This window comes from Acinetobacter sp. ANC 4558, from assembly GCF_002135375.1.
Lineage (GTDB): Bacteria > Pseudomonadota > Gammaproteobacteria > Pseudomonadales > Moraxellaceae > Acinetobacter.
Map to the genome: position 1 here is coordinate 24,673 of NZ_NEGH01000001.1, position 23,020 is coordinate 47,692.

The 23,020-nt window shown below is 37.8% G+C and carries 21 protein-coding genes; 8 read left to right on the forward strand and 13 right to left on the reverse strand.

Annotated elements, in window-relative coordinates; translation table 11 throughout:
* Nucleotides 1-11: 11 nt before the first annotated feature.
* The 4 genes from B9T31_RS00210 (at nucleotide 12) to yihA (ending at nucleotide 4,372) form a co-directional block, all read left to right on the forward strand.
* Complete coding sequence (locus B9T31_RS00210; protein ID WP_086179958.1) at nucleotides 12-1,529, forward strand: helicase HerA-like domain-containing protein; 1,518 nt, start codon at nucleotides 12-14, stop codon at nucleotides 1,527-1,529.
* 151 nt (nucleotides 1,530-1,680) lie between these two features.
* Entirely contained in the window at nucleotides 1,681-2,889 is a 1,209-nt protein-coding gene (hmpA, locus tag B9T31_RS00215) for an NO-inducible flavohemoprotein (protein WP_086179959.1), read from the forward strand.
* A 90-nt stretch (nucleotides 2,890-2,979) separates the two neighbouring features.
* Entirely contained in the window at nucleotides 2,980-3,417 is a 438-nt protein-coding gene (locus B9T31_RS00220; protein ID WP_086179960.1) for an RrF2 family transcriptional regulator, read from the forward strand.
* An 82-nt stretch (nucleotides 3,418-3,499) separates the two neighbouring features.
* Nucleotides 3,500-4,372, forward strand: a complete 873-nt coding sequence (yihA, locus tag B9T31_RS00225) for a ribosome biogenesis GTP-binding protein YihA/YsxC (protein ID WP_086179961.1) — start codon at nucleotides 3,500-3,502, stop codon at nucleotides 4,370-4,372.
* Between the two features lie 66 nt (nucleotides 4,373-4,438).
* Here yihA and B9T31_RS00230 read toward each other — a convergent pair whose 3' ends face one another.
* Both B9T31_RS00230 and B9T31_RS00235 read right to left on the reverse strand, forming a co-directional pair.
* Nucleotides 4,439-5,689 carry a dicarboxylate/amino acid:cation symporter gene (locus tag B9T31_RS00230; RefSeq protein WP_086179962.1) on the reverse strand — a complete coding sequence of 417 codons (1,251 nt, stop codon included), beginning with the start codon at nucleotides 5,687-5,689 and terminating at the stop codon, nucleotides 4,439-4,441.
* A 266-nt stretch (nucleotides 5,690-5,955) separates the two neighbouring features.
* Nucleotides 5,956-6,828, reverse strand: a complete 873-nt coding sequence (locus B9T31_RS00235) for an acyl-CoA thioesterase (protein ID WP_086179963.1) — start codon at nucleotides 6,826-6,828, stop codon at nucleotides 5,956-5,958.
* Nucleotides 6,829-7,093: 265 nt separating this feature from the next.
* Between B9T31_RS00235 and plsB the strand changes: the two genes are divergently transcribed.
* Nucleotides 7,094-9,661, forward strand: coding sequence for a glycerol-3-phosphate 1-O-acyltransferase PlsB (gene plsB / locus B9T31_RS00240; protein WP_086179964.1), 2,568 nt, complete (start codon nucleotides 7,094-7,096; stop codon nucleotides 9,659-9,661).
* Between the two features lie 52 nt (nucleotides 9,662-9,713).
* Here the strand turns inward: plsB and B9T31_RS00245 are convergent, their stop codons facing one another.
* The gene (locus tag B9T31_RS00245; protein WP_086179965.1) at nucleotides 9,714-10,514 is read right to left on the reverse strand and encodes an NAD-dependent epimerase/dehydratase family protein; all 801 of its coding nucleotides are present in this window, start codon (nucleotides 10,512-10,514) and stop codon (nucleotides 9,714-9,716) included.
* 32 nt (nucleotides 10,515-10,546) lie between these two features.
* Between B9T31_RS00245 and recG the strand changes: the two genes are divergently transcribed.
* Both recG and B9T31_RS00255 read left to right on the forward strand, forming a co-directional pair.
* Nucleotides 10,547-12,592: an ATP-dependent DNA helicase RecG gene (gene recG, locus B9T31_RS00250; protein WP_086179966.1), complete on the forward strand. Its 2,046-nt coding sequence runs from the start codon at nucleotides 10,547-10,549 to the stop codon at nucleotides 12,590-12,592.
* Entirely contained in the window at nucleotides 12,585-13,214 is a 630-nt protein-coding gene (locus tag B9T31_RS00255) for a ComF family protein (protein ID WP_086179967.1), read from the forward strand. Before recG ends, B9T31_RS00255 begins: the two co-directional genes overlap by 8 nt.
* Here the strand turns inward: B9T31_RS00255 and B9T31_RS00260 are convergent.
* Entirely contained in the window at nucleotides 13,211-13,621 is a 411-nt protein-coding gene (locus tag B9T31_RS00260; protein ID WP_086179968.1) for an NUDIX hydrolase, read from the reverse strand. The two genes, B9T31_RS00255 and B9T31_RS00260, sit on opposite strands and share 4 nt — an antisense overlap.
* Nucleotides 13,621-14,217: a TIGR00730 family Rossman fold protein gene (locus tag B9T31_RS00265; protein ID WP_086180366.1), complete on the reverse strand. Its 597-nt coding sequence runs from the start codon at nucleotides 14,215-14,217 to the stop codon at nucleotides 13,621-13,623. Before B9T31_RS00265 ends, B9T31_RS00260 begins: the two co-directional genes overlap by 1 nt.
* 153 nt (nucleotides 14,218-14,370) lie before the next feature.
* On the opposite strand from B9T31_RS00265, the gene B9T31_RS00270 reads away from it, so the two are divergent.
* Nucleotides 14,371-15,381: a magnesium and cobalt transport protein CorA gene (locus B9T31_RS00270; RefSeq protein ID WP_086179969.1), complete on the forward strand. Its 1,011-nt coding sequence runs from the start codon at nucleotides 14,371-14,373 to the stop codon at nucleotides 15,379-15,381.
* 42 nt (nucleotides 15,382-15,423) lie between these two features.
* Here B9T31_RS00270 and B9T31_RS00275 read toward each other — a convergent pair whose 3' ends face one another.
* The 8 genes from B9T31_RS00275 to B9T31_RS00310 form a co-directional block, all read right to left on the reverse strand.
* Nucleotides 15,424-15,714, reverse strand: a complete 291-nt coding sequence (locus tag B9T31_RS00275) for an STAS domain-containing protein (RefSeq protein WP_086179970.1) — start codon at nucleotides 15,712-15,714, stop codon at nucleotides 15,424-15,426.
* Nucleotides 15,715-15,726: 12 nt separating this feature from the next.
* Nucleotides 15,727-16,356: an MlaC/ttg2D family ABC transporter substrate-binding protein gene (locus B9T31_RS00280; RefSeq protein ID WP_086179971.1), complete on the reverse strand. Its 630-nt coding sequence runs from the start codon at nucleotides 16,354-16,356 to the stop codon at nucleotides 15,727-15,729.
* A 19-nt stretch (nucleotides 16,357-16,375) separates the two neighbouring features.
* A complete protein-coding gene (locus B9T31_RS00285; RefSeq protein ID WP_086179972.1) occupies nucleotides 16,376-17,041 on the reverse strand; it encodes an outer membrane lipid asymmetry maintenance protein MlaD in 666 nt (221 codons plus the stop codon).
* Nucleotides 17,041-17,820 carry a lipid asymmetry maintenance ABC transporter permease subunit MlaE gene (gene mlaE, locus B9T31_RS00290; protein ID WP_086179973.1) on the reverse strand — a complete coding sequence of 260 codons (780 nt, stop codon included), beginning with the start codon at nucleotides 17,818-17,820 and terminating at the stop codon, nucleotides 17,041-17,043. The genes B9T31_RS00285 and mlaE overlap by 1 nt, the downstream gene beginning before the upstream one ends.
* A complete protein-coding gene (locus B9T31_RS00295; protein ID WP_086179974.1) occupies nucleotides 17,817-18,635 on the reverse strand; it encodes an ABC transporter ATP-binding protein in 819 nt (272 codons plus the stop codon). The genes mlaE and B9T31_RS00295 overlap by 4 nt, the downstream gene beginning before the upstream one ends.
* Nucleotides 18,636-19,004: 369 nt before the next feature.
* On the reverse strand, nucleotides 19,005-20,966 hold the full coding sequence (locus B9T31_RS00300; RefSeq protein WP_086179975.1) for a DEAD/DEAH box helicase: 1,962 nt from the start codon (nucleotides 20,964-20,966) through the stop codon (nucleotides 19,005-19,007).
* A 351-nt stretch (nucleotides 20,967-21,317) separates the two neighbouring features.
* Complete coding sequence (locus tag B9T31_RS00305; protein WP_086179976.1) at nucleotides 21,318-21,959, reverse strand: MarC family protein; 642 nt, start codon at nucleotides 21,957-21,959, stop codon at nucleotides 21,318-21,320.
* 151 nt (nucleotides 21,960-22,110) lie between these two features.
* The gene (locus tag B9T31_RS00310) at nucleotides 22,111-22,941 is read right to left on the reverse strand and encodes an inositol monophosphatase family protein (RefSeq protein WP_086179977.1); all 831 of its coding nucleotides are present in this window, start codon (nucleotides 22,939-22,941) and stop codon (nucleotides 22,111-22,113) included.
* Nucleotides 22,942-23,020 lie beyond the last annotated feature (79 nt).

Consider the following 23,020-nt stretch of genomic DNA (forward strand, 5'->3'; position numbering starts at 1 on the left):
AGGATATCGCGATGGGAACACCAATTATCATTGCAAAAAATGCTGTAGATACAACTAAAAATATTACTTTACATTCTGAGTTTGCAAACCGACATGGCTTAATCGCAGGGGCTACAGGTACAGGAAAAACTGTCACTTTAAAAGTACTAGCGGAAAGCTTTTCTAGGCTTGGTGTTCCCGTTTTTCTTGCAGATGCAAAAGGAGATGTTTCTAGTCTTGCTCAGGCAGGGGAAAGCAGTACAAAATTTGAAGATCGACTAAAAAAACTCAATATTGATTCTATTCCATTTACTGCTTCACCTGTGGTTTTTTGGGACCTTTTTGCTGAACAAGGTCACCCTATTCGAACCACAATCTCAGAGATTGGCCCTCTTTTGCTTTCACGAATTTTAAATTTAAATGACACTCAAGAAGGCGTGTTATCTGCTGTCTTTCGAATTGCAGATGATCAAGGCCTATTGCTCATTGATTTTAAAGATTTAAAAGCAATGTTGACGTATGTCAGTGAAAATACCGCCAAATTTAAAACTGAATACGGCAATCTCTCCCCTGCCAGCCTAGGTGCAATTCAACGTAATTTACTTGCTTTAGCAGATCAAGGTGGCGCTCAGTTTTTTGGAGAACCCGCACTCAATATTCTTGATTTCATTCAAACAGATCCTCAAGGTCGTGGGGTAATCAACATCTTAGCTGCCGATAAGTTAATGAATACCCCAAAACTTTATGCAACATTTTTATTATGGATGCTGTCTGAACTCTTTGAACAACTTCCGGAAGTTGGCGATATTGATCAACCTAAATTAGTGTTCTTTTTTGATGAAGCCCACTTACTTTTTGACAATGCAAGCTCCGCCTTACAACAAAAAATTGAGCAAGTTGTTCGTCTTATTCGTTCAAAAGGCGTGGGCATTTATTTCGTTACCCAAAGCCCTCTCGACTTACCTGAAAGTGTATTAGGACAGCTTGGTAATCGCATACAACACGCCTTACGTGCATTTACCCCAAAAGATCAAAAAGCAGTAAAAACAGCCGCTGAAACCTTTCGTGCAAACCCCGAGTTTAAAATTGACCAAGTGATTACCGAACTCGCTGTTGGTGAAGCACTCATTAGCTGCTTAGACGAACAAGGCATTCCTCAAGTTGTGGAGCGAGGATGGATATTACCCCCTTATTCATCATTCACCCCCATCTATCCAGAACAACGTCAACACCTGATTCAACACAGTGTTATTGCTGGCGTGTATGAAACGACAATTGATCGTGAAAGTGCTTTTGAATGCTTGCAAATAAAAGCCACTGAACTGCAACAGCAAACAATTCAAGAAGAACAAGATAAAATTCAAGCCAAAGAACAAGAACGCTTAGTACGTGAACAACAGAAAGAAACTGAACGTAATGCAAAACAACGAGAAAAACTCACCCAAGATATTGTTGGTACTTTTGCTAAAAGTGCCGCGAGAAGCTTAGGTGGCAGTACTGGACAAAAAATTATCCGTGGATTACTTGGCTCATTATTTGGGAAAAAATAGCGCAACTTCGCTTAAATTTTTCAAGTTTTCAGCGATGAAACAAGCTCATATTTCACATTTTTTATGCCATTTTTATAACATGTATTGCAAATACATCTTATAACATGTATTTTAAATACATGTTATAAATAACAAGTATGAGACATCTATTATGAATCCACAACAAATTGATCTTGTAAAAGCTACTGTTCCTGTTCTACGTGAAAATGGAGTTGCCTTAACGAGTTATTTTTATAATCGAATGCTCAGCAATAACCCAGATTTAAAAGAAACATTTAATATGGGACATCAACGTAGTGGCGCTCAAGCTCAGGCATTAGCAAATGCAGTTTTGGCATATGCTGAAAATATTGAAGACCCATCTGTACTTCTTCCAGTTGTGGAGCTTATTGCTCACAAGCATGTTAGTTTAAATATTCAAGCACCCGATTACAGTATTGTTGGAGAAAACCTACTGCGCTCGATCAGTGAAGTTCTGAATATCTCGATGGAAGATCCACTCATCGATGCTTGGGCGCAAGCATATGGACAATTAGCAGATTTATTTATTACCACAGAAAAAACCATTTATGATCAACACCAACAAACCAAGGGCAGTTGGTTGGGATGGCGTCATTTTAAAATTGCGAAAAAAATACAAGAAAGCAGTGAAATTACTTCATTTTACCTACAACCTACAGATGGTGGAGATTTACCTCAATATGAGGCAGGTCAATACATTTCAGTACGTGTATTTGTTGAAGAACTCGGTTTGAAACAACCGCGCCAATATACATTATCTACCAGCTCGCAAACTGACTATCTTCGAATTTCAGTTAAGCGCGAAGATCAAAAAGATGATCTCGTTGCTGGTTGGGTTTCAAATACGCTTCACAATCTAAATGAAGGTGCAGAAATTGAAGTATCTGCACCGACTGGTAACTTCTTCTTAGTCAATCAAAATAAACCAAACGTATTTATTAGTGGTGGTGTTGGATTAACACCAATGGTTGCAATGCTCAATCAACTCGTCACACAAGATATTCCTCAACCTGTCACGTTTATTCATGCCTGTCGAAGTAAACTTGTTCATGCAATGAAACAACATATTCATGATTTAAAAGAGAAGTACACAAATCTTAAAACAGTTACTGCGTATGAGCATCCTTATGGAAATGATCAACATGGTAAGGATTATGACCTATCTGGTCGTTTAGATCTAAGTGCCATTGATAGCACTTTACTCTCTCCACAAGCAGATTATTATCTCTGTGGACCAATACCATTTATGGCTGAACAACATAAAAAGCTAATTGCGCTTGGTATTCCCGCTGAAAATATCTACAGTGAAGCGTTTGGTACTGGTGGTGTTCAGCACTAACGATCTTAAGCCTACTGAAATGGTAAGCAGGTTAGTTTAGTTATGCTAAACTAACCTTAGTTTTGTCATCTTTACAACATCAATATTGTCATGCAGCTAAATAAATTTACCGACTACGCTTTACGGATTTTGATGTATATTGCGCAACCTAGAAAAACTCCCTACACCATTGCCGAAATTGCTCAAGCTTTACAAGTTTCACAAAATCATCTCGTTAAAATTGTACATTTCATGGGAAAACAAAACCTACTTATTACCACGCGCGGTAAAGGTGGTGGAATTCAACTCAATCCCGCAGCACAGCAATTAAAATTAGGGCAAATTGTTCGTACTTTACAAGGTGAAACTGCCATTGTTGAATGCAATACACCGCCGTGTGTATTTCGTGGTCAATGTGGATTAAAAGGGATTTTAGACCAAGCACTTGAACAATTTTATATCTACCTAGATCAGTACACATTAAGTGACGTATTAGCACCTTCAAGCCCCCCTAACTCTCCTTTATTGATTAATTTAGTTAATCTTTAATACTCTTTTCTGTTCAATATTCGCTTGCTTAGGCGACTTCATTTATAATAGAAGTTTGTAGAATATAAATTGAAGTTAAGTTATGCATCCAAACAGAGGCAAATCGAAAAACAGTAAAGCAGCGAATACGCCTAAACAAAAGATCTCTTATGAAAAAGAAATGGATCCTGCAATTACTGAGTACTCTGTTCGCGCATTAAATTGGTTGCGTAAAGCAGAGTTCCTCATGAGCGCACCAAAACTTAATTTATGTGTTGAAGACACAGGATACGAAGTTGCATTTGCGGGTCGTTCTAATGCAGGGAAGTCTAGTGCGATTAATGCACTAACAAATCAAAAACAATTGGCTCGTGCATCTAAAAGGCCTGGCCGTACGCAAATGATTAACTTTTTTAGTTTAGGTAATCCAGATCAACGCTTAGTTGACCTTCCTGGTTATGGTTATGCTGCCGTACCTGAAGCAATGAAACTGGTATGGCAAAAAGAATTAGAAAATTATTTAATTCACCGTAAAAGCCTACAAGGTTTAGTTTTGCTCATGGATATTCGCCATCCATTACAGCACTTTGATGTCATGATGCTAGAGTGGGCATATTCTCGAAATTTATTCGTACATGTACTTCTAACGAAATCAGATAAATTAAACCGAGGTCCAGCCTCAAAAGTGTTACAAGAAGTCAAAGTTCAATTAAAGAAAATGAAACTTCAGTTTTCGATTCAACTCTTCTCTTCACTCAATAAACAAGGATTGGAAGAGCTTGCGAGTGTAATGGCTGGACGTTTAAATTTTGTTCTTGATCAAGACAATGCCTTAGATTCTTCAAATGAAGAAAACTTACAAAGCAACTTACTTGCAGGTATTGATTTAGCGAGCATTGAATTTGCTGATGACTCGGACATTGAAAGCGAAATTGATGAATCTTCAGAGATCTCTTCAGAACTAAAACAAGATTAAATTAAAAACTTAATCCAAAAATGAACAAAGCAGGCTTTATGCCTGCTTTATTTATTCTACAATCTATCAAGTTGAGACTACAGATGAATCATCATCCCCTCGAGTATAACGATCAACAACTACACTGATCATCATATCGCCTTGTACATTCACAACGGTTCGAACAGTATCAAGCAATCGATCAATTGGAAGTAAGATCGCAATTGCTTCTGCTGGTAAGCCTACCGATTGTAATACCATAATCATGGTCACCATACCTGCACTTGGAATACCTGGCGCACCCAATGAAGCAATCATTGCAGTTAAACATACAATCAGTTGTTGCCCCAGCGTTAAATCAAGTCCCATCAAATTAGCAATGAATAATGCTGCCGCAGCTTCATATAATGCCGTTCCATCCATATTAAGCTGAGTTCCTAACGGAATAACAAAACCAACAGTCTGTGGACGCACGCCTAAATTTTCTTGCGTGCATTTCATGGATAGTGGCATAGTTGCCGAACTTGAACTGGTTGCAAATGCCGTAATTAATGCAGCTCGAGTCCCCTTAAAGAAGGTAATTGGATTCATACGTCCAAAAATCCACAGCAACAAAGGTAAAACCACTGCCCCATGAAAAATGGTAGTTCCAGTCACAACCACTGCAAATTCAGCCAAACGGCTTAATACAGAAATATCTTCTGTTGCAACTAACTTCGCCAAAAGTGCCAAAATTCCAAGTGGCGCAAGTTTCATGACCCAGCCAATCATCAACATCATAATATCAAAAAATTGCTGACTCAGTTTTTTCACCGTAATGAACTTATCACCACCTTTAACCAATGCAACTCCCACCAAAAGTGCAAAAACTACAACCGCTAAAACATTACCATCAGAGAATGCTTTAAACGGGTTGATTAATGTATTTTGAATGAAATTGGTAAAGAATGAAGATGGCGTAAGTGTGTCAGGGGTTTTATAGTTATTCATGGACTCTTGGAACATGACAATATCAACGCCTTTACCCACATTAAACAAATGGGCACAACCAATACCTAAAATCAGTGCCAAAATGGTAGTGGTTACACAGCAAGCCAAGGTAATTTTCCATACCCGATTAAGCTGTCCTGTGGCTTGTAAATTTGAAACACCTACGACAATTGAGCTAAAAATTAACGGTACAAGTAGCATTTTTAATAAACCAATAAAAATACTACTCGCAATATTTAAACCATATAAACTTGCGTTAAAGAATTCTGTTTCTGGATAAATATTGAGAATTAATCCGAAAATAACACCTAAAATTGCAGCTATTAGAATTTGAGTATTTAAGCTCATCTCGAATGACTTTTATCTGTCCATTATTGGGCAACAATATGCCACGAGGTGCATAGAGAATCGAGTACTATTTTGTCATATAGATATCTAATAATATTAAATTCCTATTAATTGTATACAACCTTCAAACATTGAAGTGTTAAATTTCTGAGATTAAAATTCACTTAAATGCGCTTTAAAATTTAATCCGAATTCAAATAAAAATAGTCGAATATTTTTATTCGACTATTGTTTTAATCAATCTATTTTAAGCATTATTTTAAATTTTATTGCGTCTCAATTTCTCTTAAACGCATCAAACCTTCTTGTATTGTACTACAAACTAATTCACCATTTTGCCACATACGCCCGAAATTGAGTCCTCTCGCACTCGTACTAACCGTTGCATCCATATCATAAAGCATATATTCGTCCACACGGAATGGCTTATGAAAATAAATCGTATGATCTAAACTTGCACATTGTAAGTTTGGAGACATATAACTTAAACCATGTGGGCGAAGTGCAGTTGCCATTAATGTAAAATCGGAAAAAAATGCTGCAATTGCTTGATGTAATACCAGCTCATCAACATCCTGCGATATTTTCTGATGCGTTTTTACATAATGTGCATAGGCTGGTGCTTCTGGTTGAGGTGTGAATGGATTTACAGGCATAACTGGTTTGATTTCAACTAAACGATCATGCATAAAGCTTGCACGTACATTTTCAGGTACAAAATCAACCAATTGTTTTTTTAACTCAGCTTCATTTTTTAAATCTTCAGGTGCTGGATATTCTGGTTCAGCAACTTGATAATTTAAACCTTCTTCAGATTGGGTAAAGGAAACCATTGCAATAAAAATAGTACGACCATGTTGAATTGCACGAACTTGCCGACTGATAAAACTTTTTCCATCACGAATACGGTCAACTTCATAGACAATCGGGGCATTGGCATCGCCACCAAATAAGAAATATGCATGTAAAGAATGGGCTGGGCGATCTGTGGTATAAGATGCCGCTCTTAATGCTTGCCCTAATACTTGTCCACCAAAAACACGTTTTCCTACAATCTTTTTACTTTGACCACGAAAAATATTTTCTTCGAGTTTTTCTAAACTAAGTAGCTCAACGAGTTCCTGAGTTAATGTATTCATGAGAAACCTTTTACGACATCTAAAAATGATAAATCATCCAATTATTCTCTAATTTTGCCATAAAACCAACCATAACACTAAAGTTATAGACGTTAATACAGCACTTGATTTTGTATAATTCCTGCTAAAAAATTGCTTTTTTGCTCAAAATGCTGACAATATCGGTTTCTTTTCAAAAAAATGACATATTGTTTTTGCTTAGTTTTCTGCAAAATACTATCATTTTTCTTTTTTCATATTTGCAATAACGCTAGTAGGAGTTCTTATGTCCAAGCGTGGTTTTGGTCAAATGTATCGTAAGCTTTCAGGTAAGCTTCTTGACCTCGTGGTCAATCCACAAGTTCTTGGTGAAGTACCGAAAGAGCTCTCTACTCAAACAGAAACGGGCACAACTGAAAGAAAAAAAGTGGTTTGTTATGTTTTGCAAAATCATTCTCGTAGTAATGCTCTACTAGTTGATGGCGAAACACAAAAACTAAATTTAACACCAGCACTAAGCCCACTAGTTATTGGTGAACACACCGAAAAAGTTTCTATTTTATTTTTACAACATAACCAAGACAACAACTTACTTTCCACAACATCACAAACGCTACCACCTCGCTTAATCAGACTGGTTGAATTTTTAGACAAACATCCAGAGCTAGATATTGAATTAGTTCCAGTCACCATTTTGTGGGGGCGTTCTCCAGACAAAGAAGATTCTCTCTTAAAGCTTTTACTCACCGATACGTGGTCAACACCTGGTACTCTCAAACAATTAGTTAATATTGGCTTGCACGGTCGCCAAACCTATTTAGAATTTCATCCCTCACAATCATTACGTGCTTTGATTGACTATGCAAAAACAACACACCCCAATCTTTCACCTGCGACTTATATCATTACAACACTAAATAGTTATTTAGATAATCAACGTGAAATTGTACTTGGGCCAGACCTTTCAGATCGTCGTAATGTTATGCATTCTTTGATTAAATCTGCCGATGTGCAAGCCGCCATTCGTAATGAAAGTATTCGTAGCAAAATCAGTATTACAGAAGCCGAAAAGCGTGCCATTAGCTGTTTAAATGAAATCGTTTCAGACTATTCTCATTCTACCGTTCGTTTCGCATCTCAAGCTTTAACGCGTTTATGGACACAACTATACGATGGCGTTGAAGTACATAACTTTAGTACCGTTCGCGAACTCGCTAAAGATTATGAAATTATCTATACCCCTTGCCATCGTAGTCATATCGATTATTTACTTTTATCCTACGTCATATATCGTCGTGGCTTAATGGTGCCTTATATTGCTGCTGGCGATAATTTAAATATGCCTGTTGTCGGACAAATACTCCGCGGTGGTGGTGCATTCTTTATTCGTAGAACATTCCGTGGCAATGCACTTTACACCACTGTATTTAAAGAGTATTTATATAGCATCCTATCTCGAAACACACCTTTAGAATATTTTATTGAAGGTGGTCGTTCACGCACTGGGCGCTTACTTCCACCGAAAACGGGTATGCTTGCGATGACGGTTCATAGTCATTTACGTGGTCGTGCCAAACCAATCGTGTTCATTCCAACCTATATCGGTTATGAACGCTTAATGGAAGGTTCGACTTATGTCGGCGAAATGAATGGTAAGCCCAAAGAAGCTGAATCCATTCTAGGTATTCTTAAAACCTTACGCAAAATTGAGCGCATATTTGGTAAAGTTCATGTGAATTTTGGTGAACCTGTTTTTCTAGACGACATGCTAAAAAAACATGGGGCTGAGAATATTGAGCTCAATAAAAATGACGATGCAATTCCAAAAGAAGTTTCAAGTGCTGTAGATAGTTCTGCACATGCTATTTTAGAAAATATAAATCGCGCTGCGGTAATTAATCCAGTTTCATTATTATCTTTAATCCTACTGGCAACACCAAAACATACTTTAGATGAAGAAATATGTACTAAGCAATTAGATACTTATCGCAACTTACTTACCAAATTACCTTATGACTCTCGCACTCAAGTGACGCCTTTGTCTGGTAAAGAGATTATTGAATACGGACTAAAACTTAAACTGATTAAACGGGTACATCATGTATTAGGCGATATTATTGCGATAGAAGAAGGACAAGCTATTCTTCTCACTTATTTCCGCAACAACATTCTACATGCATTTATTCTTCCTTCTTTAATTGCTGCACTGGTTAAACATAATGCGGTCATTAAACCAAAGGATATGAGCAACGTTATCACAACGCTTTATCCGTTCTTAAAAGCTGAACTCTTCTTGAAGTGGGATCAACAAGAATTAAGACCACTCATTGAGTCATACACCCAAGCTTTATTAGATGCCAAACTCATTGGCGTTGATCACGAAGATAATCTACTTTGCCCTATTCCAAATAGTGAAGACCATAATCAACTTTCAGTTCTTGCAGCACCAGTTATGCAAAGCTTGGAACGTTACTACATGACTCTAGCATTGATCACTCAACGTGGTTCAGGCAATATCTCAACACGCCAAGTGGAAGAACTAAGTCATTTGGTTGGCCAACGCTTATCTGTACTGTATGAGTTTAATTCACCAGAATTTTTTGATAAATCGTTATTCCAAAGCTTTATTAAAGTGCTAACTCAGCAAGGTTATATTGGAACAAATGACAATAATGCCATTGTTTTTGATGAACAATTTAAGAGCGTTGCGCAATATGCTAATTTAGTTTTAGATGATGTAACATTACAAATGTTACAACACATTACTTCATTTACAGATGAAGAACTTAAAGAAGCGCTAGATGCGCTCGCAGCTCAGAAAGCAAAACACCGCTTAAAACGTAAGAAGAAATAAGTATAACAACTGCAACTTCTCTTTAAGTGAGAAGTTGCAAACTATTTAAAAATCATTTTAGTAATGCAAGATAATCTTGATAACAATCTGTATGTTTGAGCTGAAATCCGCTGTCTATCATTCTATGGGCAAATATTTTTTTTCCAGAACATGGCTGATTTCCCAAGACTAATTTAGGAAGATTTAACTGTTGTTGAAACCACTGTACAATTTCATGTAATGGTATAGGTCGATTATTTGTACAAATATAAGTTTTCTTTATATGTTCCACGTGAAGCAAATGTACTAAAAACCGAGCTAAATCATCAATATGAATTCGATTTGACCAATGAATATTCGGATATATTTCCGTTTTTTCTGCGAGTGTTATCATGCGCTGAACGGACAAGCCATAAATTCCTGTTGGTCGAACAATACTACATAGCTGCGGAAATGCCTTTAAATATGTATTTTCCATTTCATATAAAATCTGTCCTTGTTCATCGATGGGTTGAATCATCGATTCATCATCAATACTCTCTCCTTTATTCTCACCATAAACGCGCGTTGATGACACAACAATTAATTTTTTAAGTGGATGATGTTTTAATGCTTTGATAATCGGTTGAGTGGAATCTAAATATGTTTTTTGATAAGCCTCTATCCCTCCTTCATTCGGTGCCAGTAAAATAAATACACAATCTATTGGTTTGATATTAGTTAAATTAAGTTGATTAATATTTTGAATCAGATGATTAGCATATAAATCTGTTTTCGCAGTTTGGCTGATTGTGGTAAGTTGATAACCTAACTCAAATAATTGTTTTGCAACACGTTGAGATGTTTTACCATAACCAATAAATAGAATATGCATTAAATACCTAATCACAGATGAGTTGAGGGGACATGGCTGCAGTCCATCAATTGCAAGGCGTTGGCAATGCCTCTGCAACACTACTTGAAAAACTTCATATCTTAACGACTGATGATTTACTTTTTCATTTACCACGAGATTATGAAGATCGTAGCACGATCATTCCAATGAACCAATTAAGTGTGGGTCGTAGTTATTTGTTGGAAGGAGTTGTCACTGGCATTGATTTTCCACCTGGAAAACGTAAATCAATGGCTGTCGCTTTAGAAGATGATTTTGCTAAAGTCACTTTACGTTTCTATCATATTTATAAAGGCATTACAGATCGTACAAAAATTCATTCACGACTTCGTATTTTTGGTGAAGTCCGTGTTGGTGCTCGTGGCTTAGAGCTCTATCATCCAGAATTACAAGTCATTAGTGAACATACACCTTTACCCAAAACACAGCTGACGGCTATTTATCCCAGCACAGAAGGCTTAACACAAGCTAAATTACGCGATTTTATTCAGCAAGCTTTGACTCAATTTAGTGATGACTTACCTGAACTGCTACCTCAAAAATTTACCAATGGTTTTGTATTAAAAGAAGCCTTGCAATATATTCACCATCCTCCTGTAAATGCCAACATGTCGCAATTGATGCAAGGTTCACACCCTGCTCAGCAACGTTTGATTTTTGAAGAGCTTGTGGCACATCAAGTGAGTTTGCTTACTCGACGTGCTTATATCCAAGAAATTGAAGCACCAATCTTTCAACCCAGTCAAACGTATGCTCAGACACTGTTAAACAGCCTCCCCTTTAAAATGACGGGCGCACAACAACGAGTCTCTCAAGAAATCAGTGCAGATCTTCAAAAAAATAAGCCCATGCTTCGCTTAGTTCAAGGCGATGTGGGTGCTGGAAAAACACTTGTTGCAGGCATTGCTGCCTGTCATGCGCTTGAAGAAGGCTGGCAAGTTGCATTAATGGCACCAACAGAAATTTTAGCTGAACAACATTATCTTAATTTTAAAAAATGGTTTGAACCTTTGGGCTTAACTGTATCTTGGTTATCAGGCAAACAAAAAGGTAAAGCACGTCTTATCGCAGAACAACAAATCAAAACGGGCTCTGCCAATTTGGTCATTGGAACACATGCTTTATTTCAAGACAATATAGAGTTTTATAAACTTGGCTTAGTCATTATTGATGAGCAGCACCGTTTTGGGGTTGATCAACGTTTAGCATTACGCAACAAAGGTACGCAGCATACGACACCTCATCAATTGGTCATGACTGCAACGCCTATTCCTAGAACATTGGCAATGTCTGCTTATGGAGATTTAGATACTTCGATTATTGATGAATTACCTCCTGGTAGAACACCAATTCAAACCGTTACGATCCCTCTCGACCGCAGAGAAGAAGTTTTACAACGAATCGCAAAAAACTGTATGGAAGGCAAACAGGCCTATTGGGTATGCACCTTGGTTGAAGAATCTGAAACGCTCGATGCCCAAGCAGCAGAAGCCACTTATCATGAAATAAAAGAACGCTTTCCTGATCTTCAGACTGGTTTAGTCCACGGCAAAATGAAATCAGATGATAAACAAGCAATCATGCAGCAATTTAAAAATAATCAATTACAGTTACTCATTGCAACAACCGTGATCGAGGTTGGTGTAGATGTTCCCAATGCCTCAATTATGATTATTGAAAATGCTGAACGTTTAGGACTCTCTCAGTTACACCAACTTAGAGGACGTGTTGGACGTGGTGCAACAGCCAGTTTTTGCGCGCTCTTATACAAAACCCCATTATCTCAAAATGGTCAAGAACGCTTACGTATTATGCGTGAAACCAATGATGGCTTTATGATTGCTGAAAAAGATTTAGAAATTCGAGGTCCTGGGGAAATTTTAGGAACCAAACAAACTGGAGATATGAACTTTCGTGTTGCCAAACTTGATCGCGATGATCATTTACTAGGACAAGCACATTATGTTGCACAACAATTATTAGTCCATTATCCTAAAAATGCAGAAGCACTCTTAAAACGCTGGCTTCCAGAAGCACCTCGGTACGCTTATGTTTAATATTTTAAAAAAATCACAACACTTGATTCAACATTTTTTTCCTTGCCAGCTATGTGGGACAGATCAGCAAGATCAATATTCCATCTGTCAAAATTGTTGGGAGCAACTGCCTTGGATGAATCAAGTCATCACCAAACAAGAAATCTCTTTTTATATCGCTTGTCAGTATCATTTTCCTATAGATCGGGTCATTCAAAAATTTAAATATGAACACCAACTTCACTGGCAAAACTTATTAACTGGGCTCATTTTACAGTTACCTTTACCCAAGGTACAGGCCATTGTACCCATGCCAATTTCAGAAGCTCGGTTGATTGAGCGTGGCTATAATCAGACCTTAGAAATTGCAAAACACGTTGGAAAAGTACTTAATATTCCGATTTGGCAACCGATTGAAAGAATTCATCAACATACTCAAAAAGGGCTTGATCGTTTTGAGCGAATTGAAAATATTCAAAACCAATTTAAAATGATTAAGACACAAAAACAGCTTCCTTACCGCAGAGTACTCATTTTAGATGATGTCGTTACTACTGGAAGCTCTGTTCTAGCGCTTAAATTAAAACTAGAACAGATGGGCTGTCAAAATGTTTATGCATGTGCCATTGCTAGTACAGACTAACAAGCATCTACATTCTCTTTTAAATGTTGCTTTACCCAAGGAATAACAATGTCCTGTGTTAAAGGAGCTAGGCAAGTGTGATCATCCGATAAATCAATCCATTTCATTTCTGCAATTTCCGCCTGAATTTGTGGCGTCTGATTGAAATGAATAAAATATAGATAACTAACTAAAAGATGATCTGGCTCATTCGCAGCACGCGTTTCATAACGACCAACAAAACATTTGATTTGTGCAATACCACCAATTTCTTCAGAGATTTCTCGAAGCATTGCTTGTTCAGCAGTTTCATTACCATCTAACTTACCACCGACCTGCATAAAGCATGCGGTATTTTTCTTGCGAACCACTAACAATTGATTTTGTTCATTCAAAATAATTGCAGCAGCAACAGTAATCACATTCATTAGACGTTGGCAATCTCTGGTTTTTCGACCATGCCCCATTTAGGTTCTGGCGCAATAAAATGATCAAATTGATAGAGAATTTCTTCAATAGAAGAACTGTACTGCAGTGTTTCCATAAATCGTGAATGCGTAAATCCTTTTTCGGTTGCTCGCTGCAGAAAACTAATTAAATCATCATAAAAACCATCAACATTTAAAAATGCACAAGGTTTCAAATGTATACCCAGTTGTGCCCATGTCCATTGCTCAAAAATTTCTTCAAATGTTCCTGTTCCACCAGGAAGTGCAATAAATCCATCAGATAACTCTGACATCTTCATCTTTCTTTCTTGCATATTTTGTACGACATACAATTCTGTTAAATCTGGATGTGCGAGTTCTTTATTCACTAAAATTTCAGGAATAACCCCAATCACTTTACCACCTGCATTTAATGCACTATCAGCGACTACGCCCATCAAGCCTGAACGTCCACCGCCATAGACCAACGTTTTACCTTGTTGAGCAATGGTTTCTCCAACTTTTTGTGCAGCTTCCAAAAAAACTGAATCTGTTCCTAAGGCAGAACCACAAAATATAGCAATAGAATTTGTCATTTTTTCACCATGTAATATAAATGTCATACAATACATATAAGTTTTGCAAGGTTTTTTATGAAATATCCTGATTCAAACAGTGCTTTTAATCAGTTCCTTGTCTAAAATACACACATCATTACTTACCCATACTGCGCAAGGGAGAAAAGACTAATGCTTGAAGCCTTTTACGCCACAGAGCGCGGTAGTTTAGAAGATACCACAATTAATGGGGGTTTTGATTTACATCAAGATCTTGTTTGGATTGACCTTATTGCTCCCTCACATGAAGAACAGCAATGGGTACTCGACGCATATAATCAGGATCTTCCAACGCTCAAGTCTTTGGAAGATATTTCATCCTCGGCACGGTTTTATCGTGATGATGATGGCATCTTACATATTAGCACTTATTTTTTAACGAAAAACAAAAACTATCAAGTCGAAGGTAATTCTGAAGATAGTTCAATCTTAGCCACAGTGCAAACGGTTGCATTTATTTTACATAAAAATCGTTTATTTACTATGCGCGGGGAAAAACTCGTTGCATTTCGTGCATTTCGTGCACGTGCACGACGTAATGATTATGAAATTGACTATAAAGAACCGACATGGATTTTATTAGGACTACTAGAAGCTAAACTGGATGAGCTTGCGGATATCTTAGAAGATATCCACAGAGATCTTGAAAAATACTCCACAGAAGTGCTAAATAATCGTCATCGTGAGCAAATTTTAGACCTTGATGATATGATTACGCGGCTTGCTCAGCTAGAAGATATTCTAGGAAAAGCACAATTATGTTTAATTGATTTACGACGTGTACTCACCTTTTTGTCACGTCCACGTGCACTAGGCAGCCATATTTATGATGGTGATATTCGAGAGTTAAGTGAAGATGTTCGCTCACTGGTTGAACATGATGCCTTTTTATTCCAAAAAGTACGTTTCTTGCTTGATACCACATCTGGATTTATTAATACTGAACAGAACGATACGATTCGTCGCTTCTCAATTTTACCAAGTATGCTCGCCCCCCCCATGCTGATTGCCAGTATTTATGGTATGAATACTGAAGTACTTCCTTTTGCTCATGGTACAACAAGCTTTTTAATTGTATGTGCAATCCTTGTTGCCTTCTTTATCGGCCCAATGATTTATTTCCGTTGGAAAAAATGGATTTAACCTTAGCATAAATTAAAAAAGCACCTGTTGGTGCTTTTTTATTTAAACGATTAATTGCAAATCATGTTCAAGATGACATGCTTGGATAATTTTCATCATCTTTTCAGGAACGGCTTTAAATATTAACCCTTTAGCATCTGGCGTTTGACGTAACAAACGAATCAATACAGCTAAAGCAAGTGTACTTCCATGCAATAATTTCGATAAATTAACCACAATTGGAAATTTCAAATGACTATTTAAAGCAATTAGACCTTGCTGATAATATTCCTCAGCATTGTCATAATCTATCTTTCCCGAAACATGTAATTCCTGACCAATCAATTCAATCACAACCAATCCCTATTATTTTGTCGTTGCAGCATCTGCATCTGGTTTAAATGTTGCAATTGCTTTATCAATATTATTGCCATTACGCTTTACGTTAGCAGCAAATTGATTACGAAATTGTAGTCCCAAATCAATTCCCGATACATTCATATTACGTACCTTCCATTGATCTCCTTTTTCAATCAACTGAAAAGAAACAGGAATTTTTTCACCATTGTTATTAAAATCAATGGTCACAACAGGATTTTTACTGTTTGTTTCTTTATATGGACGTAATGTATAAGTTTGATTAGTGAACTTAGCAAAAGCCGTACCATAGTTTTCAATCAAGCTTTCACGAAAATTCTTTTCAAACTGAGCACGCTGAGCAGCGGTACTATATTGATTCGTCGCATAAGTGCCCATCACAATACGAGTAAAAGCTTGCGAATCAATATATGGATCTAAGTTATTGCGAATAATTGCTCGCGCTTCAGCAGGGTTTGCTTTTAACTTTGCCTGATTTGCTTTTAAACTTGAAATTAAACCATCTGCAACACGCTTTACAAATACAGGTGGTGCCTCTGTTGGCGCAGCAAAAGCTGTACTCACAATCATGGTCGATAAAACACTAGCTGTTAACGTTTGTTTAAATAAAGTGTTCACTTCAATCTGCCTCAATCAATTATTCAACAAACGAAACTTCGCCATTTGTTGATTTAGCGGGAGAATCACCTTCAGTTTTTTCTGGGGTCTTATTAGAACCACCTGTAATAAACTTAGTGACCAAATCTTCTATTTCCATTGTACTTTGTGTATTGGTAATTTGCTCGCCAGGTTTCAAATAATTCAAACCACCACCAGGTACAATTTTCAAATACTTTTCACCTAATAGACCATTAGTTGCTACCATTATGTAAGCATCATCGTCAATGTTAGTGATGGATTTCATGTTATCAATGAGTTGCTTTTCCATTACTTTTTGTTGTTCTGGAGTCGCATTTTCATATTCTGAACTATATTTTAACTCTTCCAATGCATTTTGTTGAACTTGTTTCAGTTGCTCTGCATTAAATGAAGTTAAATCTCCATTTAAAGTCATATGAACAGTAGCTAAACGAGTAACCGGATCAAGTTTAATACTATCTACTTGACCAACCGTAACACCACTTAATGCAACTTTTGCACGCGGTTTAATCCCATTAATATTTTCAAATGTTGCTGTCATTTCATAGCTATTGGGAATATTATTTCCAACCAAACCACTCACACGCATCGCTAAGAAAAATATTGCAATACCAAACAGAATAACAAAAATACCGACGGCCATTTCACTTGCACGTGATTTCATTAAACACCTCCAAACATGACCGCAGTCAACACAAAATCAGAACCTAAAACACATAATGATGAATACACTACTGTTCGAGTAGTGGATGTAGCAATACCTTCAGACGTTGGCACACAGGCATAACCTTGATATACCGCAATCCAAGTACAAATAAGCGCAAAAACTAAACTTTTAATAATCGTGCCATTAAACACATCTTGATAAAACTGCGCACTATTTTCGATGCCACTCCAATAAGAACCCTCATCACCGCCAAGAAAATCTACACCAACCAACTTCCCCCCCATAATGCCCACAGCGGCAAATATGATCGATAACATTGGCAAACTGAAAATACCAGCCCATAACCGTGGAGAAATCACACGTTTTAACGGATCAACACCGATCATTTCCATGCTGGCTAACTGTTCAGTGGCTTTCATTAAACCAATTTCAGCAGTCAAAGCAGAACCTGCTCGCCCAGCAAATAATAATGCTGCAACGACAGGTGCTAATTCTCGAAGTAATGTTAATGCAACTGCTGTACCCAACATTGACTCACTACCAAAAGTGACCAAGATGTTATACATTTGCAAGCCAAGCACCGCACCAATAAACAAACCTGAAACCACAATAATTAAAAGAGACAATACTCCAACACGGTACATTTGATAAATAAATAATTTAACACCAAGCCACGTCGGTAAAGAAAAAATAATCTGAAAAAGCATGTGAGTGGCAACACCAATCCCACGAATTCGCTCTATAACTCTCTGACCAATGAGGGCGATTGCATTCATGGATGAACCTCATTATTTAAATATGCATCATGACTAAATTGAAAATCGACAGGGCCATGCGCAGAGCCTGTTAAGAACTGTTGTACAAACGCATTTGCATGTGCTTTTAATTCTGCGGGTGTACCTTCGCCCTGAATTTTTCCTTCAGCAACAACATAAATATAGTCTGCTATTGATAAAGTTTCAGCAACATCATGTGAGACAATAACCGTAGTTAACTCTAATGCTTCTCTTAACGAGCGAATTAGACGTGTTAAAACCCCTTTTACAATTGGATCTTGTCCAGCAAATGGCTCATCATACATAATCAGTTCAGGGTCTAAAGCAATCGCTCTAGCTAAAGCAACGCGACGTCCCATTCCTCCAGATAACTCTGTCGGCATGAGTTGTTCTGTTCCTCTTAAGCCCACTGCTTCTAATTTCAATCCAACCAGTTCAGTAATTAAATGTTCGGATAATTTTGTATGTGCCCGAATTGGAAATGCCACATTTTCATATACAGACATATCAGTAAATAATGCACCACTTTGGAAAAGCATTCCCATACGTGCACGTGCAGCAAATAGCTCCTGACGTGACATCGTAGAAATATTTTTTCCTTCTAGCAAAATTTCTCCATGATCTGGAGTAAGCTGACCACCAATCAAACGCAATAATGTTGTCTTTCCAGTCCCAGATGGACCCATAATTGCGGTTACTTGTCCACGACGGATTGTTAGGCTAACATCGTCATAAATGACTCGTTCCCCTCGCTTGAAACTCAGATTTTTGACTTCAATGAGTCCTTGAACCTGCTGAGGTATTTGACTATTCATAGCAGAGGTTATTCCTGATTATTTTCAGCACGCATAACATAAAAAATGATGAGCGATTTAATGAATTGTTATTGCCCTAGCATACTACCTTTTTATGAAATAATTTTAAAAATCATTATATTCAACTAAATTTAACTGTATGCAGACAGAAACAACACAATTACTTCAAAATTATAATATAAACCAAAATGATAACAATCAAAACAAAATAGAACCTACTCTACTTTTCAATCGATGATTATCATCAGCAATCTTTATTCAATCACATCAAATCATCTCTTTTAATTATACCTTTTCACTGAGTACGTGCAAATCTTATACGAATAAAAAAACCGGTGTAAGCACCGGTTTTTTTATTATGACTTTAACTTAGTCATTGAATTTACGACGTGCTGGACGATCACCGCTTTCACGACGTGGACGATCTTCAGAACCACCTTCGCGACGTGGACGATCATTATTAAACTCGCGACGTGCCGGACGATCACCGAAATCACGTTTTGGACGATCGCCAAATGCTGGACGGTCACCACCAAAATCACGTTTTGGACGGTCGCCAAATGCTGGACGGTCACCACCGAAATCACGTTTTGGGCGGTCGCCAAATGCTGGACGATCACCACCGAAATCACGTTTTGGACGGTCACCAAATGCTGGACGATCACCTGCTGGACGATCACCACCAAAATCACGTTTTGGACGATCACCAAAACCTTCACGACGAGGTTTATAATCTACTCGATTACCACGGTTGTCATCACCAGACTCAAAACGTGGCTTATCATTAAAACCACCTTCGCGACGTGGACGATCATTATTGAACTCACGACGTGGACGATCTTCAAAACCACCTTCACGACGTGGACGATCATTATTGAACTCACGACGTGGACGATCTTCAAAGCCACCTTCACGACGTGGACGATCATTATTGAACTCACGACGTGGACGATCTTCACCACCATTAAATGCTGGACGCTCACCACGTGGTTTATCATCGAAGCTACGACGCGGACGATCATCACGACCACCTTCACGGCGCTTGAAGTTGCCCTCGCCCTCAAAGCGACGACCACCACCAAAACCACCACGACCGCCATCACGACGACCACCACCACCATTGCGGCCGCGACCACCACCATCACGACTACCACGTGCAGGAGGTGGAGATGGCTCTAGGCCTTCAATTTCAGAAACTTCTAAACGTGCATCTAAATAATCTTCTAAAGCACGAATTTTACCGCGTTCACGATACGTTGCTAAAGTAATTGCTTTACCTGTACGACCTGCACGACCAGTACGACCAATACGGTGTACATAATCTTCATTTTTCATTGGTAAACCAAAGTTAATGACGTGTGAAATCGTTGGTACATCAAGACCACGTGCAGCAACATCAGTTGCAACTAAGATTTTTGCACGACCTTCACGAATGCTACGTAAACGACGATTACGTACAGTTTGTGGCATTGCACCATGAAGTGCAACAACAGAAAGACCTGCTTCTGCAAGCTCTTCAGCCAACATATCTGTATCTTCTTGAGTCGATGCAAATACAACTGCCTGATCAACATCTTCAGCACTTAACCAATGTGTAAGCAATTTTTTCTTATGCTCAAAACCATCAGTCCAATGTAATGTTTGTGTGATATCTGTATTTGTAGAATGACCTGTTTCAATTGCAATACGCTCAGGATCATTCATCATGCGTTCTGCAAGTGTAATAATACGAGGTGCAAATGTTGCAGAGAACATTAATGTTTGTTTACGATTTGCAGCAAGCTCACCAATTGCCTCTAAGTCTTCAGAAAAACCCAGATCCAACATACGGTCAGCTTCGTCAACAATTAAAGCATCAACTTTATCAAGTTTAATTTGACGACGATTGACTAAATCCAATAAACGACCTGGCGTTGCAACAACAACAGATGCGCCTTTTAATTGTTGAATTTGCTTACCAAAAGGCATGCCACCCATGATTGCAGCAACACGTACACCTTTCATTTGACGTACAAGTGCAATTGCATCTTGACATACTTGCTGTGCAAGTTCACGAGTAGGAGAAATAACCAAAATTGTTGGTTGAGTTACTGCCTTCATACGATCTTTAAATGAAACTAAAGTATCTTGTTCAGCAATCGCATTTAATGTTGGAAGTAAAAATGCAGCAGTTTTACCAGAGCCAGTTTGGCTCGATACTAAAAGATCTTTACCTTCTAGTGCAGCAGGAATCGCTAATTCTTGAACAGGTGTAGGGTTAGTAAAACCTAAACCTTGTAATGCCAATTGAAGTGATTCATGTAAAGGAAAATCAGCAAAAGTTTTGCTCATAGAGTGTTTCACCCGAATGTGGGTGCTCCATTAAATATATGGTCTGATGGACATCGGCAAAAAGCGGCACAGCAATAAACGCTGAAAATTTGATCAGCGGCGATCCGAGTAACGACGATGCGTAGCGCACACATGATTAACAGCTTAACCTGAAGGAATCGCTTTAGCGATTGGGGCGCAAGGTATCGTCCTCTTTGGACCGAACGCGCATACACAATGATAAGAAGATAATGTTCAGGTAGTGAACAGAAATTAAGTGCGTTGGCGGAGTATAGCAGTTTTTTTTAAAAAGTCACCCATTTTAATTGATTTTACAAATTAGAATAATAAAATATGAACTTCATCACATTTTTATATTGAAAAATCTGTAATTAAACGAATAATGCCACTAATCATCATATCAATTGCAATTGTACCCACCAATAATGCAGAGATTCGCCCCACAATATCAACATAACGGTCAATATAATCTGAATGTCGCACTTTTAAATTATCATGTGCAAATTTCATGAGCATCAGTAATGTACAAGTCAAAAATAAAGTCGTACCAATCACTGCCATTGCGCCTAAAATTGACATTTTTGCGCCCGTAATAACTGACGCACTCACTGTTCCAGGACCAATCATGAATGGCATTGCAATCATTCCCGCTGCATTACCACCACGAATATCACCAATTGTGTCTGCACCTTCAAATACAAAACGATAACCGATCACTAAAAAAATGATGCCACCAAAAATTTGAAAAGCCTCAAATCTCACTTGTAAATATTCAGAAAAAATAGCCTCTCCACCCCATGCAAAAAGCACAAATACAACAAAAGAGATTAAAGATCCATGAATTAATGCTTTATTGAAAGTGATAGCAGGTAAATTTCGAATCATGCCAAGCATATAAATGCTCATCAAAAATGGGTTCAAAAGTGAAAAGAACAATACAAAAGAATGAATATAATCTGTCAAAGTATTTGGCTCCCCAAGAGGTCTATGCATTCACAACATAATTTATGGTCAATTCTAACGACCTTACCCCCCAATCTAAACACTACATTACAAAACAACGCATTATTTGTTATATTTATCACATAAAATAACCCTCACGAGGAGGGTTATTTATAATCATATAGCTCAGATTAAAGTGCTATTATTTTGCTGCTTCGCCCCAAGCAGGAACAACTGCTTTCATTAAAGGCTTTAACATTTTCATAGAACATGCAAGTACTTGTCCGTTTTCCATAGACTCACTTCCACCACGCGCATCAACCACTGTTCCGCCAGCTTCTTTTACAATTAACTCACCAGCCGCAATATCCCATGGCTTCAAACCAAGTTCAAAATAGCCATCAAAACGACCTGCCGCAACATAAGCTAAATCTAATGCTGCAGAACCAGTACGACGATATTGCGCACCTGCTTCAGTCACATTGAGTAATGACTCAAAATGATTTTTAGCATAAGAAATCACCTCACCATTACGTTTTGCACGATAAGCATGTCCAACTGAAAGGAAAGTATTTTCCAGACTATCTTTAATATTGACGCGAATACGACGCTGATTCAACATTGCTCCGCGACCACGGCTCGCAGAAAATAATTCATCTTTAACAGGGTCATAGATAACACCATGTTGAGTGATGCCTTTATGTTGAACTGCAATGGAAATACAGAAATGCGGAACACCATGAATAAAGTTTAAAGTTCCATCTAAAGGATCAATCACCCAGCACCAATCTGCATCATGTCCTTTACCTTCTTGGAAACCAAACTCTTCACCGAGGAAACTGTGATTTTTATAGCTTTTACGGAGTGTATCGATGGTTAATTGTTCCAAATAACGATCAACACGTGTTACTGGACCATCAATTCCTTTTTCTTCGACTTGTAGATCTAATTTATGACGATTTTGATGCGCTTTTAAAAGCTCTTGGCCAACTGTTTGAGCCGCACGCGCAGCCATCACCACCATAGGTTCCATTTTGAACACCCACTACAAATTAAAGATATTGATAAAGAATAATGCATAAAAGCCCCTCTATTTTAACAAAAAAAGGAGC

Excerpts from the sequence above, each read along its gene's own strand:
- yihA (WP_086179961.1), top strand. The coding sequence starts at position 3,500 with ATGCATCCAAACAGAGGCAAATCGAAAAACAGTAAAGCAGCGAATACG.
- mlaE (WP_086179973.1), bottom strand. The coding sequence starts at position 17,820 with ATGAATGCAATCGCCCTCATTGGTCAGAGAGTTATAGAGCGAATTCGT.
- B9T31_RS00235 (WP_086179963.1), bottom strand. The coding sequence starts at position 6,828 with ATGAATACATTAACTCAGGAACTCGTTGAGCTACTTAGTTTAGAAAAA.
- B9T31_RS00230 (WP_086179962.1), bottom strand. The coding sequence starts at position 5,689 with ATGAGCTTAAATACTCAAATTCTAATAGCTGCAATTTTAGGTGTTATT.
- B9T31_RS00305 (WP_086179976.1), bottom strand. The coding sequence starts at position 21,959 with ATGCATAGACCTCTTGGGGAGCCAAATACTTTGACAGATTATATTCAT.
- hmpA (WP_086179959.1), top strand. The coding sequence starts at position 1,681 with ATGAATCCACAACAAATTGATCTTGTAAAAGCTACTGTTCCTGTTCTA.
- B9T31_RS00300 (WP_086179975.1), bottom strand. The coding sequence starts at position 20,966 with ATGAGCAAAACTTTTGCTGATTTTCCTTTACATGAATCACTTCAATTG.
- B9T31_RS00260 (WP_086179968.1), bottom strand. The coding sequence starts at position 13,621 with ATGAATGTGATTACTGTTGCTGCTGCAATTATTTTGAATGAACAAAAT.
- plsB (WP_086179964.1), top strand. The coding sequence starts at position 7,094 with ATGTCCAAGCGTGGTTTTGGTCAAATGTATCGTAAGCTTTCAGGTAAG.
- B9T31_RS00245 (WP_086179965.1), bottom strand. The coding sequence starts at position 10,514 with ATGCATATTCTATTTATTGGTTATGGTAAAACATCTCAACGTGTTGCA.
- B9T31_RS00255 (WP_086179967.1), top strand. The coding sequence starts at position 12,585 with ATGTTTAATATTTTAAAAAAATCACAACACTTGATTCAACATTTTTTT.
- B9T31_RS00265 (WP_086180366.1), bottom strand. The coding sequence starts at position 14,217 with ATGACAAATTCTATTGCTATATTTTGTGGTTCTGCCTTAGGAACAGAT.
- B9T31_RS00310 (WP_086179977.1), bottom strand. The coding sequence starts at position 22,941 with ATGGAACCTATGGTGGTGATGGCTGCGCGTGCGGCTCAAACAGTTGGC.
- B9T31_RS00285 (WP_086179972.1), bottom strand. The coding sequence starts at position 17,041 with ATGAAATCACGTGCAAGTGAAATGGCCGTCGGTATTTTTGTTATTCTG.
- B9T31_RS00220 (WP_086179960.1), top strand. The coding sequence starts at position 2,980 with ATGCAGCTAAATAAATTTACCGACTACGCTTTACGGATTTTGATGTAT.
- B9T31_RS00210 (WP_086179958.1), top strand. The coding sequence starts at position 12 with ATGGGAACACCAATTATCATTGCAAAAAATGCTGTAGATACAACTAAA.
- B9T31_RS00270 (WP_086179969.1), top strand. The coding sequence starts at position 14,371 with ATGCTTGAAGCCTTTTACGCCACAGAGCGCGGTAGTTTAGAAGATACC.
- B9T31_RS00295 (WP_086179974.1), bottom strand. The coding sequence starts at position 18,635 with ATGAATAGTCAAATACCTCAGCAGGTTCAAGGACTCATTGAAGTCAAA.
- recG (WP_086179966.1), top strand. The coding sequence starts at position 10,547 with ATGGCTGCAGTCCATCAATTGCAAGGCGTTGGCAATGCCTCTGCAACA.